A 15,976-nucleotide genomic window follows, 5' to 3' on the forward strand; every position below is an offset into this window, starting at 1 on the left:
TCATTGTCGCTTCGTGGCGACTTTCATATCTTAACAAACCAGTTAAGGGATGTCAATATGTTTTTTAAAAAAGTCGTTGTCGTTCTTAGCGACAAGAAGTAATATACCATCATAAAAAAGTAAATGCAACATTTTTTTATAAAAAAACATCTATTTCTTTCGAGACTAGCTAAAATCAACTAGTCTCGAAAGAAAAACTTTACTCCCCTTGTTCACGATGACGCATTTGCGGGAATAGAAGAACATCTCTAATTGAAGGAGAGTTCGTTAGTAACATAACTAAACGATCAATACCAATCCCTAATCCGCCTGTTGGAGGCATACCATACTCAAGCGCTTCGACGAAATCCTCATCCATCATATGAGCTTCATCGTCTCCTTGCTCACGCTCAACAAGCTGCTGCTCGAATCTTTGACGTTGATCAATTGGATCATTCAATTCAGTAAATGCATTTGCATGCTCACGACCAACAATAAAAAGCTCAAAACGATCAGTAAAGCGTGGATCTTCAGGATTTTTCTTAGCTAAAGGTGAGATCGCAAGTGGATGACCGTAGACAAACGTTGGTTGAATTAAATCTTCCTCTACAAATTGTTCAAAGAATTCATTAATTACGTGACCGTAACTCATCGTTTCTTTTACATGTACATTGTGTTCTTTTGCGATAGCACGAGCTTCTTCATCAGACATCTCTTTCCAGAAGTCTACACCTGTTTTTTCTTTAATTGCGTCAACCATATGAATTCTCTTCCATTTTGGCTCTAACTCAACTTGATATTCTCCGTACGTTACAGTCGTGGTACCAAGAACTTCTCTTGCGATATGTGCGACTAACTCTTCAGTTAATGACATGATGTCTTGATAATCAGCATACGCTTCATATAACTCAATCATCGTAAATTCAGGATTATGTCTTGTGGAAACACCCTCATTACGGAAAACACGTCCTATTTCATATACTTTTTCTAACCCACCCACAATTAAACGTTTAAGATGAAGCTCGATTGCAATACGCATGTAAAGCGTCATATCAAGGGCATTGTGATGTGTAACAAATGGACGAGCTGATGCTCCCCCAGCAATAGAATGCATAGTTGGTGTTTCAACTTCTAAATACCCTCTTGAATCTAAATAACGACGCATCGACTGCAAAATCTTACTACGTAAAATGAACGTATCTCTAACTTCTGGGTTTACAATTAAATCAACATAACGTTGACGGTAACGTTGTTCAATATCTTTGAGACCGTGGAATTTATCCGGTAAAGGACGAAGTGACTTTGATAAAAGTTGAAAATCAGTAACTTTAATAGATAGTTCTCCAACTTTTGTTTTAAACGCAACTCCTGTTACTCCGACAATATCACCAATATCAATGCTGTTAAATAATTGATACTGCTCTTCTCTAACAGCATCTAAGCGAACGTAAATTTGAACTTGTCCAGTTAAATCTTGAACGTGCGCAAATCCCGCTTTTCCTTTTCCACGCTTTGTCATGATCCGACCTGCAAATGTCACTTCATGATTCGCTTCATCTAATGCCTCTTTCGATACTTCTCCGAATGCTTCGTTTAAAGCAGTAGCAGTGTGCGAGCGCTCAAAACGACCGCCAAACGGATCCTTTCCTTGATCTTGTAATTGGCTTAGCTTCTCTCTTCGAACGGAAAGCTGATCATTTAACTCAAATTCTTGAGTCATGTTAAACCATCTCCTCTATCTATCTTTTATTATTGTCACATTCTCTATGTAGAAAAACTGCCAGTGATCCACACTGGCAGCATATTAATCACACACGCATTATAGTTAAGTCAAAGGCAAAAGTCAAACTGCACTAGTTTCAGTAAGACGAGTTTCCACTTCATCGACAAACGCATATAGCGTTTGCGCTACATCATCTCTAGTCAGAAAGCTATTAATTTGATCGCGGACGCGACCGTTTCCTTTCATACCTTTTAAATACCATGCTGCATGTTTACGCATTTCTCTAACGGCAACACTTTCACCTTTTAATTTAATTAAACGATCCAAGTGAAGCATACACACATCAATCTTTTCTCTTGCAGTAGGTTCACTAGGTTGCACACCATGCTCAAGATATTGAATGGTTTGATAAAGCATCCACGGGTTACCTAAAGCGGCTCTACCAATCATCACACCATCTACTCCTGTTTCATCAAGCATACGGCGAGCTTCCTGAGGAGTTGTTACATCTCCGTTCCCAATAACCGGAATATCAACAGATTTTTTCACTTCTCTAATTATATTCCAATCCGCTTTTCCTTCGTACATTTGAACACGCGTACGACCGTGCACCGCTACTGCACTACCACCTGCACGTTCAACTGCACGCGCATTTTCTATAGCATAAATATGATCAGAGTCCCAACCAATGCGCATTTTTACTGTTACCGGCTTATCGACTGCATCAACCGTTGCGGCAACCATCTCATAAATCTTGTTAGGATCTAGTAACCATTTTGCTCCAGCATCACATTTTGTGATCTTAGGAACTGGACAACCCATATTTATATCAATAATATCGGCATTTGTATTTTTATCTACAAATTTAGCAGCTTCTACTAGAGTTTCACGCTCTCCACCGAAAATTTGTAGGCTAAGTGGTTTTTCTCGCTCATCTACATAAAGCATACTTAATGATCTTTCGTTCTTATGAAGAATCGCTTTATCGCTAACCATTTCTGCGCAAACAAGACCTGCTCCAAACTCTTTTGCAATCAAACGGAATGCAGGATTACACACCCCAGCCATTGGAGCTAAAACGACTTGATTCTTCATTTCAATATTTCCAATCTTCAACATTACATTCACCGCCCAAAAATTAAGAAATAAAGTCTTGCTTGCTTATATTTAAAACGGTGGCCATGCGCTCGACAACAGGCTCACTAGGAAGACGATTGCCTCGTTCTACTTCTCCTAAGACAGAAACAGACACCCCTATTTCTTTGGCAAACTCTTGCTGTGTGTATCCTTTGAGCTTACGATAGGCTCGTATTCTTTTTCCGTTGGTTCTATCCATCTTCTTACTCCTTCTTTATCCACAAGTCCTTCAGCAATTTCATGAATGCTTTTATTCAGGTGTGTGGCGCGTAACGTCGGATGAAGTTCCATTAAAGGAATAATTACAAACGCCCGCTCCCACATTCGTGGATGAGGTATCGATAAATCCTCCATCAACATATACTCTTGGTCAAAGAGCAAAATGTCAAGATCTAACGTTCTAGGTCCCCACCTTACATCGCGTTTGCGTCCACACTGCTGTTCAATTTTCTGTGTTACATCCAATAATTCCCGTGCATGTAAATCAGTTTGGATATGAATAACCATATTTAAAAAAGATTGTTGATCAACATATCCAATCGGCTCAGTTTCGTAAATCGACGATCTTTTTACTAATTTAATATGTTCGTGTTCTTCTATTAATTCAATTGCAGTTATTAAGTGCGAGTAACGCTCACCCACATTAGATCCTAGTGCAATATATACGTTATGTCTCATGAGCGGGCCCTTGTTATTTCTACAGCAACCGACTTATAGTGTCCTACAATGGGAGGATCAGGTTTTATGACCTTTACCGTACACGATTCTAACAGAGGGAATGTTTTTAATAGTTCGTCAGCTATTTTCTCGGCCACCGCCTCAACAAGTTTAAAGGGAGGTCCCTCTACAATTTGCTTAACCTGCTGATACACTTCCCCGTAATTAATCGTCTGATTAAGATCATCTGTTTTACCAGCCTGAGTTAAATCTACAAATAATACTAAGTCGACTATAAAACGTTGTCCTAATTTTTGTTCTTCACCATAAACTCCATGATATCCATAGAACGCTAGCTCATTTAAAAAAATTTTATCCAAACCTAGCCATCCTTTCTGATTAAAGCATCCGTCATTTTAGCCATCCTTCTCATTTCTTTCACATCATGAACTCTCATCATCTGACAACCTTTCATAATACCGTAACACACAGTCGCTCCTGTACCTTCCATTCGTTCGTCAACTGGGAGATTTAATGTTTTTGCTATAATAGACTTCTTTGATGTACCAAGTAACACCGGATAACCCATCTCTACGATTTGGTCAAGGTGCCTCATCACTTCCATGTTTTCCTCATAATTCTTCGCAAAGCCAATGCCCGGATCAAGCATAATATGTTTCGCAGGCACTCCAGCATCTAAACAGATTGAAATACTTTCGTTTAAGTCTGCTTTTATATCTTCAATTAAATTCGAATAGGCATGATTATCACGGTTATGCATGAGGATAATAGGGATATCAAATTTCACAGCTACTTCAGCCATTTTTCGGTCCCACTTAGCGCCCCACACATCATTCAATATACTTGCACCAGCCATAACTGCTTGCTCAGCCACTTCAGATTTATATGTATCAATTGATATAGGTACTTTCACTTCGTTAGCTACCGCTTTGATGACAGGAATAACTCGGCGAAGTTCTTCCGTAGCCTCAACCATTACTGCACCAGGTCTAGTTGACTCTCCACCGATATCAATAATATCAGCACCTTCCTCAACTAGTTGCTTTGCTCTCGAAACAGCCAATTCTACCGCATCAAATTTGCCTCCATCAGAAAAAGAGTCAGGTGTAACATTAAGAATCCCCATTATTACTGTCTTCTGTCTTAACTTTTGGAAAAGTTGTTCGTTTCTTGCGTTACCTTCGTTCATGCTATTCCTCCATAACTTCTGATCTACTCCACAGTTTTTCTCTATACTTATGAAATGCTTGCCTTAGATCATCTGCAATCATGCGCCCTTTATATTCGTAGTCATCAATCGACCTAAGAGAGACAATTTCCTGAATGGAGTTTGTAATAAAGGCTTCATCAGCTTGCAATAACTGTTGCTCGGGGTAATAGCCAATTTCTACTCGTACGGCTTTTTTATGTAATAACTTTAAAACAAATAATCTGGTGATGCCATTTAAAATTCCCGTCTCCACAGCTGGGGTATAGACAACTTTATCTTTTACCCAAAAGACATTAGAAACAATGCCTTCAGCTACAAAACCTGACTTTGTTAGGAAAATTCCCTCTTTATCTTTATTAGCATCGCCTAATTCTCTTTTTGCCAACACATTATTTAAATAGTGATGGGATTTTAATCGACTAACCCCTTCTGGTGTATTACGTTTAATAGCTAAAATAGTAGCATCTTTTTCAGAAGAAGATACAGGAAGAGGCTTCATAAAAACAATGGTTGTCGGCTCAGTATACTCTCCAGTATATAAACCGAGATCTTGTGGACCCGCTGCTACGTTCCATCTTACATACGCACTTTCTAGTTGATTTGCCTGAAGAAGCTGATCGATAACGTGTAAGATCTCTTCCTTTGTCATCGTCCAATTAACCCCTAGCTCCATTAGACCTTCTCTTAAACGCTGAAAATGGTCATCCAGTAAAAAGGGATGACCATTATCAACGCGAAAAGTCTCAAAAACACCTAAACCATACATATATCCATGATCAAACACAGACACCATTGCCTGTTCTTTTGAGACGATCGCTCCATTTACATAGAGGAACACGTTGAATTCTCCTTACCATACGTTTCAATGAAGTTAAGAAGCAACTTCTTTCCTTCAGATGTCATTATTGACTCAGGGTGGAATTGAACCCCTTCTATCGGTAAATCACGATGCCTTAACGCCATAATTTCACCTTCGTCTGTTTCAGCAGTGATTTCTAAGCAATCTGGTAGTGTTTCTTTTTTCACAATAAGTGAATGATATCTGGTTGCTGTTAGTGGCGATGACAGCCCTTTAAAAATAGATTCACCATTATGGCTAATTTCAGATGTTTTTCCATGCATTAATCGTTCGGCACGAATAACATCTCCACCAAATACCTGTGCAATAGATTGATGACCAAGACAAACGCCGAAAATTGGTTTTTTACCTGCAAAATATTCAATGGCCTCTAAACTAATTCCTGCTTCATTAGGGCTACAAGGACCTGGCGAAATCATAAGAAAGTCCGGGTTTAGTTGTTCAATCTCCTCGATCGTAATTTGATCGTTACGGCGAACAACCAACTCTTGTCCCATTTCACCTAAATATTGTACAAGGTTGTACGTAAATGAATCATAGTTATCAATCATTAAAATCACTTTTTTCTCCTCCTCAGCTCAAGCTAACTGTTCTTTTTCTCAACTCTTCTTCACTTTGCTCTAACGCATGCCAAAGCGCTCTTGCTTTTTTTAATGACTCTTTATACTCATTAGATGGGATGGAGTCAATCACGATTCCTGCTCCGGCCTGCACATGAGCTTGCCCCTCTTTACAGACCATCGTACGAATAGCAATGTTAAACTCCATATTTTCATCAAAACCAATCCATCCTATAGAACCAGTATAAATGCCTCTTCGGACTGGTTCAAGTTCTTCTATGATTTCCATCGTTCTTATTTTAGGGGCACCTGTTATCGTACCTCCAGGGAATGTAGCTCGAATCACATCATAGAGGTCATTGCCTTCTGCGAGCTCTCCCTTTACATTGGATACAATATGCATAACATGTGAGTATTTCTCAATAACCATTAACTCATCTACCTCTACACTACCATATGCAGACACTCTACCTAAATCATTTCGTTCTAAGTCCACTAACATAACATGTTCAGCTCGTTCTTTCTCATTATTAATTAAAGAATTAGCGAGTTGTTGATCTTCTTCAGCATTTTTGCCTCTAGAACGAGTTCCTGCAATTGGGCGGGTACTCAACTCATTCCCATTTTTCTTAACGAGTAGCTCTGGCGATGCACTAACAAATTGTACGTCAGGTGTATGAAAATAACTCATGTAAGGAGATGGATTTAACTTTCTTAATTTTTCATAGATATGAAGAGGCGCAGTTGTTAAAGGTCTTGTTTGCCTTACAGACAAATTGACTTGAAAAACATCTCCACTTGCAATATAATTCTTTATTTTATCAACCGCTTTACAGAATGCTTCTTCTGTTAAAGAAGATTCTTTCTCAATCGTTTGAGGAGAAACTGACTCCCAAGTAGGTTTTATATGGTTATCTTTTTTCCATTCTTGTACATATGCTGATGCCTTCTTCTCGAGAAGTTCTTTTTCCGCAAACTCTCCATGTACGATAACCCACATTTTGTTTTCTTCATGATCATATATAAACACATCATTAAATAACATAAAATACAACTCTGGTAGACCAAGATCATCTTCTGCTTGAGTCGGTATTTTTTCGATTTCCCGGACAATATCATACGAAAAATAACCAATCGCTCCACCCTGAAAAGGAGGCAAATCTTTTTTTGTCGGCAAAAAATATGGAGAAAGTGTTTCTTTTAATCCTTGAAGAAGCGGTCCGTTCTTGATTTCCTTCCTGCCATTCATTTCAATGGTTAAAGTCTCTGATTTCCCAGATACAACTGCAAATGGCTTTAAACCAATGATGCTATAACGGCCTCCTCGACCACTTTCAAGCAGAACATGTTGCGGTTGATTAATTGATAAGTCTAAGTAACGATTGAACCATTGATCTGCGCTCATCTGGAACGACTTGTAGACACTCGTTCTTTGTTGCGGCTCTTTGTTTTCTTGTTGCAACGCGTTCACTTCCGTTTCCATTTCTTTTTCCTTATTCTACATGAGTTTATAACGGAAAAACAACAGAATAGAAGCGCTTATTTTATCTCTAATTCTCACATTTCCATATCTGTTTGTTTGGTTTTCTTTTTATCTCTTTCTTCTATAAAAAATTCGCCTTTCATATAACTGCAATAGAAAATATCTTTAATTCGGTCATATCCCATTTTGCTTAGTTCAGTTAAAAGCCACTCTTTCGTTTTTTTAATAATCATTAAATGCTCATCTTGAATAACGCCATCTTGGATTAATGGTAATGTAAATAAAGATGTTTGCTCATCTTTCTTAAAAATAGATAAATTACCCGACCTCTCTAACATCGCGTAATCAACTTCTCTTATATCAGATATTCCTTTTTCTCTTAATTGAAATAAAACATCGTCAATATTGTATCGTTGTCTTCTCATATTTTTTTGATTTATTTTTCCATTTTCAATAATCATGACCGGTCTACCTTCAATAACATCCCGGAATTTTTGGTTTTTCAAACTAATAAATGTTAATGTTACTTGGATAAATATTAATAAAAAAATCGGAGCTAACCCTCTAGCCATCGAGACATCGGGGTCCTCAATCGCAATAACTGCTAATTCTGCAATCATTAAAGAGACGATAATATCTAGTAAACTTAATTCACCAAGTTCCTTTTTTCCCATAAAACGAAAGAACATTAGAATGATGATAAATACTATGATGGTTCGAAGTAAAATAGTAAAAATTTCAGTCATAACCAAACATGCTCCCTTCATCTTCCTAATCACATTTATAATTCCCCGTGCTTATAAATACATACAAAAAGGGATGAAACAAAAGGAGTATTTCTCCGTTTTGTTTCATCCCCTTGACTAGCTTTTATTAATCTTCAAATTGATACAGTGGTGTACTTAAGTAACGCTCACCATTTGAAGGAATAATTGCAACGACCTTTTTACCTGGTCCTAGCTTTTCAGCTAATTGAAGCGCAGCTGAAATAGCAGCACCAGAAGAAATTCCACCTAAAATACCTTCTTCTTTTGCAGCACGACGAGCAAAATCAAATGCTTCTTCATTTGCAACTTGAATCACTTCATCATAAACTTCTGTGTTTAGGATTTCCGGTACAAAACCAGCACCGATCCCTTGGATTTTGTGTGGGCCAGGATTTCCACCTGAAAGAACTGGAGAATCTTTTGGCTCAACTGCAGCAATGTGTAAATTCGGGAAGTGCTCTTTTAAGAAACCGCCTGCACCTGTAATTGTTCCACCGGTACCAATACCTGATACAAATCCGTCAATTTGACCATCTACTTGCTCAAGTAATTCTTTACCTGTTGTTAAACGATGAACTTCTGGATTTGCTTCATTTTCAAATTGTTGAGGCATGAAATAGCCTTCTTCTTGAGAAAGTTCTGTCGCTTTACGAATAGCTCCGCCCATTCCTTCAGGTCCTGGTGTTAAAACTAATTCCGCACCGTAAGCACGTAAAAGGTTGCGACGTTCCATACTCATTGTTTCAGGCATTACTAATTTCGCTTTATATCCTTTTGCAGCAGCAACCATCGCTAGACCGATACCTGTGTTTCCACTAGTAGGTTCAACAATTGTTACACCTGGCTTTAATTTTCCTGCTTTCTCTGCAGCCTCAATCATAGCAAGGGCAATACGATCTTTTACACTACTGCCAGGATTCATATACTCTAATTTCAAATAAACATCTGCGTGTTTGTCCGTAACAAGACGATTTAATTTAACTAATGGTGTTTGTCCGATAAGATCTGTAATTGAATTTACCACTCTCACAAAAACGCCTCCTCAATCCCTAGTAACTTTATTGGTTTTATTAAATTTATACTATCAAACGTTTTCAGATAAGTCAATTATTAGATAATATTTTCCATGAATTTTTATTTAACTTGTTCCATTAATTCTTCTAGTTCTTTCTCTGTAAATTGATATACCTCATTACAGAAAGAGCAAGTCGTTTCCGCTCCCTTGTCCTCGTCAATCATTGCTTGAATCTCCGCTCCACCTAAACTAATGATCGCACTCTCAATTCGCTCTCTTGAACATCTGCACTTGAACTGAATAGGCATTTTATCTAAAAGTTTCACGTTATCATCGCCAAGCAGTGCCTGAAGCATTTCTTCTGGAGGCATTCCAGCTTCTACTAATTTTGAAATTGGCGGGATGGTAGAAAGACGCTTTTCAATTTCCGTGATAACTTCATCGTCTGCTCCAGGCATAAGTTGAATAATGAAGCCTCCTGCAGCTAATATCGTGTTGTCCGGATTCACTAAAACTCCAACACCTACAGAAGAAGGCGTTTGTTCTGAAGAAGCAAAGTAATAAGTAAAATCCTCTCCTAGTTCTCCTGAAACAAGTGGAACACTTCCTGTAAAATGCTCTTTTAAACCAAGATCTTTCACAACGGAAAGAAACCCTTCTGTTCCAACAGCACGTGCCACATCTAATTTTCCTTGACTGTTTAAATCAAAATGAGTTTGAGGGTTACTTACATAGCCTCTTGTTTCTCCTTTTGTGTTTGCATCAATAATAATTGAACCAATTGGTCCCTGGCCTTCAATTTTCACCGTTAGTTTAGAATTTCCTTTTAACATGGTTGCCATCATTGTGCTAGCCATCATCGCTCGGCCTAACGCAGCCGATGCTGTTGGCCATGTTCCTTGACGCCTTACTGCCTCGTTTACCATGTCTGTTGCAACAAGTGAGTAAGCTCTAACTTTTCCTTCAAACCCAGTAGCTTTAACTAAATAATCTCCCATTTATAAAATCCTTTCGCCTTATGAATTTTTTTCATAAATCATTTGCAAACCTTTTAATGTTAAAAACGGTTCAACTACATCTATCGTCTCTGTTTCGGACGCTATAAGCGGTGCTAAACCTCCCGTTGCAATCACAGTGGGTGTTTTCTTAGATTGAGCTTTTATTCGGTTTACAATTCCATCAACTTGACCAACATAGCCATAAAAGATACCAGCTTGCATCGCATGAACAGTATTTGTCCCAAGTACAGAAGTTGGTTTAGCAATTTCAATTCTAGGTAATTTTGACGCTCTCGTATACAAAGCCTCCGTCGATATAGAAATTCCCGGCGCTATCGCTCCACCTTTATATTGTCTTTCCTCATTTACATAACAATACGTAGTTGCTGTTCCGAAATCAACAATCACAAGTGGAGCACCGTATAATTGAATAGCTGCAACTGCATTCACAATTCGGTCTGCTCCAACTTCTTTAGGATTATCATATTTGATATTTAATCCCGTCTTTATTCCCGGACCAATGATCATAGGTTTAATATTAAAATATTTTTTACACATTTGTTCTAAAGCAAACATGATAGGTGGTACAACAGAAGAGATGATAATTCCTTTTATTGCAGTAAAAGAAACATGATTATGTGCAAACAAACCTTTAATTGACATTGCCCATTCATCTTCTGTTTTCTGTCTGCTCGTCGCCATGCGCCAATGGTATTTTAAGCTTTCCCCTTCATAAACTCCTAGAACAATATTGGTATTTCCAACGTCTACTACTAATATCATATGTAATCACCCCAAACTATCTACTCCAGATGCCTCATCCATTATAAATCAAACGTCTCTTATATACTCAGGAAATGCTTGCTGATTTCATTCATTAAGAAAGGGATGTCGAAAACGACATCCCCTGATTCTTATTCATCTTTTTTCTTTTCATCTGTTGAAGGTTGATCTTCTTTCTTTTCATCATTACTATCAACAACTGCTTCATCTTTTTTAGAATGGATATTCACTTTAAGATCAGCATCATTGTTGTTTTCTTCTCTATGTTTAGTAGAATGATGATTTTCAGGAAGTTTCCCTTCATTGATTAATGACTTGATTTGCTCAGCATCAAGCGTCTCAAGTTTTAATAACGTTTCAGCGACAAGGTCTAAACTTGCTTTGTTTTCCAACAAGATTTGCTTACAACGCTCATAGCTTTCTTTAATAATGCGCTGTACTTCTAAATCAATTTCATGAGCAAAAGCGTCGCTATAGTTTTGCTCATTTTGTATATCACGCCCTAAGAATACTTGACCGCCTGAGTTGCCTGAACCAAACTGCATTGGGCCTAGCTTATCACTCATTCCATATTCAGTCACCATCTTACGAGCAATACCAGTCGCGCGTTGGAAGTCATTATGAGCTCCTGTACTTACTTCACCAAATTGGATTTCCTCGGCAACACGACCTCCAAGTAAACCAACAATTTTATCTAGTAATTCAGGTTTCGTCATAAAGTAACGGTCTTCTTTCGGAAGCATAACTGCATAACCACCAGCCATACCCCTAGGTACGATTGTTACTTTATGAACCATATCAGCACTTTCAAGCTTAACACCAACAACTGTGTGTCCAGCTTCATGCCAAGCAACAATGTTTTTCTCTTTTGGAGAAATAACTCGGCTCTTCTTAGCAGGACCTGCAATGACACGATCAATCGCTTCTTCAACATGAATCATATTTACTTTTGTTTTATTATTTCTTGCTGCAATTAAAGCAGCTTCGTTTAATAAATTCTCAAGATCGGCACCGGAGAAACCAGGTGTACGTTCTGCAATTGCTCTTAAGTTAACATCATCATCTAATGGTTTATTACGAGCATGAACTTTTAGAACATCTTCACGTCCATTTACATCAGGACGGTTAACTTGAATTTGACGGTCAAAACGTCCTGGACGTAACAATGCTGGATCTAAAATATCAGCACGGTTTGTTGCTGCAATAATGATGATTCCTTCGTTCGCACTAAAACCATCCATCTCAACTAATAATTGATTTAGTGTTTGTTCACGTTCATCGTGTCCACCACCAAGACCGGCACCACGCTGACGTCCAACTGCATCAATTTCATCTATGAAGATAATACAAGGAGCATTTTTCTTCGCATTTTCAAATAGATCACGAACACGTGAAGCACCAACACCGACAAACATCTCAACAAAGTCTGAACCACTTATAGAGAAGAACGGTACACCAGCCTCACCTGCAACTGCTCGGGCCAGTAACGTTTTACCAGTACCAGGAGGTCCTACAAGAAGAACACCCTTCGGAATACGTGCACCGATAGCAGAGAATTTTCTAGGATCCTTTAAGAACTCAACAACTTCTACAAGCTCTTGTTTCTCCTCATCAGCACCAGCAACATCTTTAAATTTCGCTTTTTTCTTATCATCGCTCACGAGTTTAGCTTTACTCTTACCAAAATTCATAACACGACCGCCGCCACCTTGGGCTTGGCTTAATAAGAAGAAGAACAAAATGAAAATGATAATAAACGGAATGATCGACGTAAAGAACGTTACCCATCCACTTGTTTCATCAGCAGGTTGAATATCTACTCCAAGGGGTGTGCCACCTGGCCCACGTGCATTTGCAAGCAGGTCTGCTGTTTGTTCACTTTTTAAAACGTATGTTTCAAAAAATTCACCTTCCTCTTGGTCAGTGAATTGTCCACGCACTAAGTAAACTTGACGAACCGGTTTCACAGTGAGTTCTTGAACCTGTCCTTGGTCAAGTCTTTCAGTTAGTTCTGTAAACGTTACACTTTCTGTTTCTGTTTGATCAGAACTAAAAACATTTACAATTCCAATAATTACGAGAAAGATAAGTAAATAGAAAATGGTATTACGAAATATACGATTCATTCTTGACCTCCTCCCACGACAATTGAGCTTTGTTTATCGTATCATAACTGTTCTTTTGTTCACAAATATTAACCCTCATAGATCTCTGGTTTTAGTACGCCAATATAAGGCAAGTTTCGGTAGCGTTCGGCATAATCCAACCCATATCCAACGACGAAAGCATCTGGAACCGTAAAACCTGTCATATCAGGTACTAAATCGACTTTGCGACCATCTGGTTTGTCTAACAATGTGACTATTTTCACAGATTTCGCTTTACGATAATGAAAGAGCTTCACAAGATAACTAAGCGTGAGACCACTATCAATAATATCTTCTAAGATTAAAACATCGCGACCTTCAACTGATGTATCTAAGTCTTTTAAAATTTTCACTTCTCCTGAAGACACCATTCCTGCCCCGTAACTGGATACGTCCATGAAATCCATTTCTATATGGGTATCAATACGCTTTGTTAAATCGCCCATAAAAGGCATAGCACCTTTTAATACTCCAATAACAAGAGGGAATTTCCCATCATATTCTTCCGTGATTTGTTTACCTAATTCTTTACACTTTTCTTGAATCTGTTCTTCAGAAATTAATATTTCTTGAATTTCATCTCTTATCAATGAAACAAACCTCCTAATTATGTTCAATCAACCTTTAGACGGGTACATGAAACCATGATCGCTTTCGTACATCCAGCTTCTACTTTTGCCCTTTTTGATTTATGTACAAATGGTACCCATAAAACCTCACCATTTCCATCTACAAGCAGTGGCCAATTTTCACGGTCTTGTCTTGAAATTTTACGGTCAATAAATAACCGTGAAACTTTTTTTGTACCTTCTAAACCTCTACATTCCATTCGATCATGTACCTGCTTACCACGAATAATCAGTGGCTGGGTTATAATTCGTTCGTCTAAGATCAATTGATGTTGCCCTTCGTTCACATGAACATTCTCTAATTCAGACGTAGTCAAGGTCCAATCACCAAATTTGACCTCACCTGGAATCGTTAAAGTTTGGGCTTGTTCTTCCATCCTATTCATTGACCCCATTGAAAAATGACAAAGATCATAATCCCGTCTAACTTTTAAGGTATTTGATAAATGTAGCTCTGCTGATGTTTTGTTATGCTCTAGTATCGAAAGCACTTGCTCAATATGTATAGAAGTAATAGCTGGAGAATTTTCCCCGTAAAGATAACTTAATATTAGATGAATCACTCTTCTTTGTAAAGCGACGCTACTATTAAGAAGGGATGTACGCGATATTGTAACGTTTTGTTCACTTTTTTTGATTAAAACGTTACTTAACTGATCTTCAGCCAACTGCATTAATAACGTTTCGTCATCCCCTCCCCATTCATTTTGCCTCTGCATATGAATGTGAATGTTAGGGTTTTCCTTTTTTAATAGTGGCATTACTTCTTTACGGAAGCGATTTCTTGTGTAACTCCTGGAATGATTGCTGGAATCTTCTCTTGGTTTAATACACGCTTCTATACAATATTGCTCTATTTCCGCTTTCGTTATTCCTAGAAATGGACGAATAATAAGTCCATTTCCTAGTTTGCGCTTTATAGGTATTCCATATGTATGTATAGGTACGATTCCACGAACCATTTTCATCATCATCGTTTCAACTTGATCATCTCCATGATGACCTGTTGCTAACTTAGCATTAGAAGTTTGCAACAATTCGGCGAACCAGGCATACCGTAACTCCCTTGCAGCTACTTGAGTCCCTATTTGTTTCTCTTTTGCATACTCTTTCACATTTACTTTTTTTTCAAGGTAGTCAATGTCGTGTTTTTGGCAAAATTCTTTAACAAACATAGCATCAATATCAGCCTCTTGGCCTCGGAGTTGGTGGTTAACATGACATGCTATAACTTCAATCTCTTCTACACTCTTTCTCGACCATAAATAATGAAGAAGAGCTATAGAGTCTGGCCCACCAGAAACGGCAACAAAAACGGTATCTCCTCTATTAATCAAGCGATGTTTTTGAATAAAACTAAGAACGTCGGCTTTCATAGCGTTGGCCAATTCCCCCTTTTCCAATTGAAAAGATTGATAATGCAAAAACAAGACCCGCTGCAATAGCACCTGCTCTAAGCATCGTTTCTATCCCTAATTGAAGGCCATGTAAATAATCACCATCCACAAAAGCTAACATTGTAAAATAAGCTCTACTTCCTGGAACTAAAGGAATAATGGCCGGAATACTAAAAGTTGTTACAGGAACACGGTAAAACTTTGCTAATAAATGTGAAAACGTTGCACAGATTAACGATGCAACGGCTGTAGCAAATACATCAGACATGCCATAAGAGGGCAAGGTTGAGTATATAAACCAAGCGAGTGCCCCAATTAATCCACCAATCCATAAAGTGCGCTTAGGGACATTAAAAATGACACCAAATGCAACGGTTGCTATAAAGCAAAAAAACAACTCAATGATCATTCTAACGCTCCTCCTACGTATCTTTCTGGTGGACCTCATTGATTAGATTATTATCCAAAGGAAAAATCGCCTTTCTTACTTACCTGTAGTTAGAGTTAGTTTTTGTCAATGGCTTCTCTCAGTGCGCGTTTTTATAAAAGACTGTTTTCGCATACTTTGTTGCTTTTTATGGGTTATGGAGTAGGCCAGGTCCGTTGCATTA

The 15,976-nt window shown here is 38.2% G+C and carries 17 protein-coding genes; all 17 read right to left on the bottom strand.

The features are described from left to right. Positions 1 to 199 precede the first annotated feature (199 nt). Complete coding sequence (lysS, locus tag JCM9157_RS20740; protein ID WP_035667887.1) at positions 200 to 1,699, bottom strand: lysine--tRNA ligase; 1,500 nt, start codon at positions 1,697 to 1,699, stop codon at positions 200 to 202. A gap of 123 nt (positions 1,700 to 1,822) precedes the next feature. Continuing rightward, positions 1,823 to 2,821, bottom strand: coding sequence for a tRNA dihydrouridine synthase DusB (dusB, locus tag JCM9157_RS20745; RefSeq protein ID WP_035667889.1), 999 nt, complete (start codon positions 2,819 to 2,821; stop codon positions 1,823 to 1,825). Between the two features lie 19 nt (positions 2,822 to 2,840). Next, positions 2,841 to 3,038 carry a helix-turn-helix domain-containing protein gene (locus JCM9157_RS24235; protein ID WP_081734274.1) on the bottom strand — a complete coding sequence of 66 codons (198 nt, stop codon included), beginning with the start codon at positions 3,036 to 3,038 and terminating at the stop codon, positions 2,841 to 2,843. Continuing rightward, positions 2,957 to 3,517 (bottom strand): 2-amino-4-hydroxy-6-hydroxymethyldihydropteridine diphosphokinase, encoded by a 561-nt coding sequence (gene folK / locus JCM9157_RS20750; protein WP_052013295.1) that lies wholly within the window; start codon positions 3,515 to 3,517, stop codon positions 2,957 to 2,959. The genes JCM9157_RS24235 and folK overlap by 82 nt, the downstream gene beginning before the upstream one ends. After that, positions 3,514 to 3,876: a dihydroneopterin aldolase gene (gene folB / locus JCM9157_RS20755; protein WP_035667891.1), complete on the bottom strand. Its 363-nt coding sequence runs from the start codon at positions 3,874 to 3,876 to the stop codon at positions 3,514 to 3,516. Before folB ends, folK begins: the two co-directional genes overlap by 4 nt. Before the next feature lie 2 nt (positions 3,877 to 3,878). Then, positions 3,879 to 4,706 (bottom strand): dihydropteroate synthase, encoded by an 828-nt coding sequence (folP, locus tag JCM9157_RS20760; protein ID WP_035667893.1) that lies wholly within the window; start codon positions 4,704 to 4,706, stop codon positions 3,879 to 3,881. 1 nt (position 4,707) lies between these two features. Then, positions 4,708 to 5,565: an aminodeoxychorismate lyase gene (pabC, locus tag JCM9157_RS20765; RefSeq protein ID WP_035667895.1), complete on the bottom strand. Its 858-nt coding sequence runs from the start codon at positions 5,563 to 5,565 to the stop codon at positions 4,708 to 4,710. Continuing rightward, a complete protein-coding gene (gene pabA / locus JCM9157_RS20770; RefSeq protein WP_035667898.1) occupies positions 5,550 to 6,146 on the bottom strand; it encodes an aminodeoxychorismate/anthranilate synthase component II in 597 nt (198 codons plus the stop codon). Before pabA ends, pabC begins: the two co-directional genes overlap by 16 nt. 13 nt (positions 6,147 to 6,159) lie before the next feature. Beyond that, a complete protein-coding gene (gene pabB, locus JCM9157_RS20775) occupies positions 6,160 to 7,629 on the bottom strand; it encodes an aminodeoxychorismate synthase, component I (RefSeq protein ID WP_052013296.1) in 1,470 nt (489 codons plus the stop codon). Positions 7,630 to 7,703: 74 nt separating this feature from the next. After that, positions 7,704 to 8,375: a DUF421 domain-containing protein gene (locus tag JCM9157_RS20780; RefSeq protein ID WP_035667900.1), complete on the bottom strand. Its 672-nt coding sequence runs from the start codon at positions 8,373 to 8,375 to the stop codon at positions 7,704 to 7,706. Positions 8,376 to 8,502: 127 nt separating this feature from the next. Then, positions 8,503 to 9,426: a cysteine synthase A gene (gene cysK / locus JCM9157_RS20785; RefSeq protein WP_035667901.1), complete on the bottom strand. Its 924-nt coding sequence runs from the start codon at positions 9,424 to 9,426 to the stop codon at positions 8,503 to 8,505. A gap of 104 nt (positions 9,427 to 9,530) precedes the next feature. Then, positions 9,531 to 10,409, bottom strand: a complete 879-nt coding sequence (gene hslO, locus JCM9157_RS20790; RefSeq protein ID WP_035667903.1) for an Hsp33 family molecular chaperone HslO — start codon at positions 10,407 to 10,409, stop codon at positions 9,531 to 9,533. 18 nt (positions 10,410 to 10,427) lie between these two features. After that, on the bottom strand, positions 10,428 to 11,192 hold the full coding sequence (locus JCM9157_RS20795; RefSeq protein WP_035667906.1) for a type III pantothenate kinase: 765 nt from the start codon (positions 11,190 to 11,192) through the stop codon (positions 10,428 to 10,430). 131 nt (positions 11,193 to 11,323) lie between these two features. Further along, the gene (gene ftsH, locus JCM9157_RS20800; RefSeq protein WP_035667908.1) at positions 11,324 to 13,318 is read right to left on the bottom strand and encodes an ATP-dependent zinc metalloprotease FtsH; all 1,995 of its coding nucleotides are present in this window, start codon (positions 13,316 to 13,318) and stop codon (positions 11,324 to 11,326) included. Between the two features lie 68 nt (positions 13,319 to 13,386). Continuing rightward, entirely contained in the window at positions 13,387 to 13,926 is a 540-nt protein-coding gene (gene hpt, locus JCM9157_RS20805) for a hypoxanthine phosphoribosyltransferase (RefSeq protein WP_035667918.1), read from the bottom strand. Positions 13,927 to 13,952: 26 nt separating this feature from the next. Then, positions 13,953 to 15,344 (bottom strand): tRNA lysidine(34) synthetase TilS, encoded by a 1,392-nt coding sequence (gene tilS / locus JCM9157_RS20810; RefSeq protein WP_052013297.1) that lies wholly within the window; start codon positions 15,342 to 15,344, stop codon positions 13,953 to 13,955. Then, a complete protein-coding gene (locus JCM9157_RS20815) occupies positions 15,325 to 15,774 on the bottom strand; it encodes a threonine/serine exporter family protein (RefSeq protein WP_035667911.1) in 450 nt (149 codons plus the stop codon). The genes tilS and JCM9157_RS20815 overlap by 20 nt, the downstream gene beginning before the upstream one ends. Positions 15,775 to 15,976 lie beyond the last annotated feature (202 nt).

The organism is Halalkalibacter akibai JCM 9157 (assembly GCF_000513135.1).
Classification (GTDB): Bacteria; Bacillota; Bacilli; order Bacillales; family Bacillaceae_D; genus Halalkalibacter; species Halalkalibacter akibai.

Bases quoted from the DNA above. Each gene is read 5' to 3' on its own strand.
- lysS (WP_035667887.1), bottom strand. From the start codon at position 1,699: ATGACTCAAGAATTTGAGTTAAATGATCAGCTTTCCGTTCGAAGAGAG.
- dusB (WP_035667889.1), bottom strand. From the start codon at position 2,821: ATGTTGAAGATTGGAAATATTGAAATGAAGAATCAAGTCGTTTTAGCT.
- JCM9157_RS24235 (WP_081734274.1), bottom strand. From the start codon at position 3,038: ATGGATAGAACCAACGGAAAAAGAATACGAGCCTATCGTAAGCTCAAA.
- folK (WP_052013295.1), bottom strand. From the start codon at position 3,517: ATGAGACATAACGTATATATTGCACTAGGATCTAATGTGGGTGAGCGT.
- folP (WP_035667893.1), bottom strand. From the start codon at position 4,706: ATGAACGAAGGTAACGCAAGAAACGAACAACTTTTCCAAAAGTTAAGA.
- pabB (WP_052013296.1), bottom strand. From the start codon at position 7,629: ATGGAAACGGAAGTGAACGCGTTGCAACAAGAAAACAAAGAGCCGCAA.
- JCM9157_RS20780 (WP_035667900.1), bottom strand. From the start codon at position 8,375: ATGACTGAAATTTTTACTATTTTACTTCGAACCATCATAGTATTTATC.
- hslO (WP_035667903.1), bottom strand. From the start codon at position 10,409: ATGGGAGATTATTTAGTTAAAGCTACTGGGTTTGAAGGAAAAGTTAGA.
- JCM9157_RS20795 (WP_035667906.1), bottom strand. From the start codon at position 11,192: ATGATATTAGTAGTAGACGTTGGAAATACCAATATTGTTCTAGGAGTT.
- ftsH (WP_035667908.1), bottom strand. From the start codon at position 13,318: ATGAATCGTATATTTCGTAATACCATTTTCTATTTACTTATCTTTCTC.
- tilS (WP_052013297.1), bottom strand. From the start codon at position 15,344: ATGAAAGCCGACGTTCTTAGTTTTATTCAAAAACATCGCTTGATTAAT.
- JCM9157_RS20815 (WP_035667911.1), bottom strand. From the start codon at position 15,774: ATGATCATTGAGTTGTTTTTTTGCTTTATAGCAACCGTTGCATTTGGT.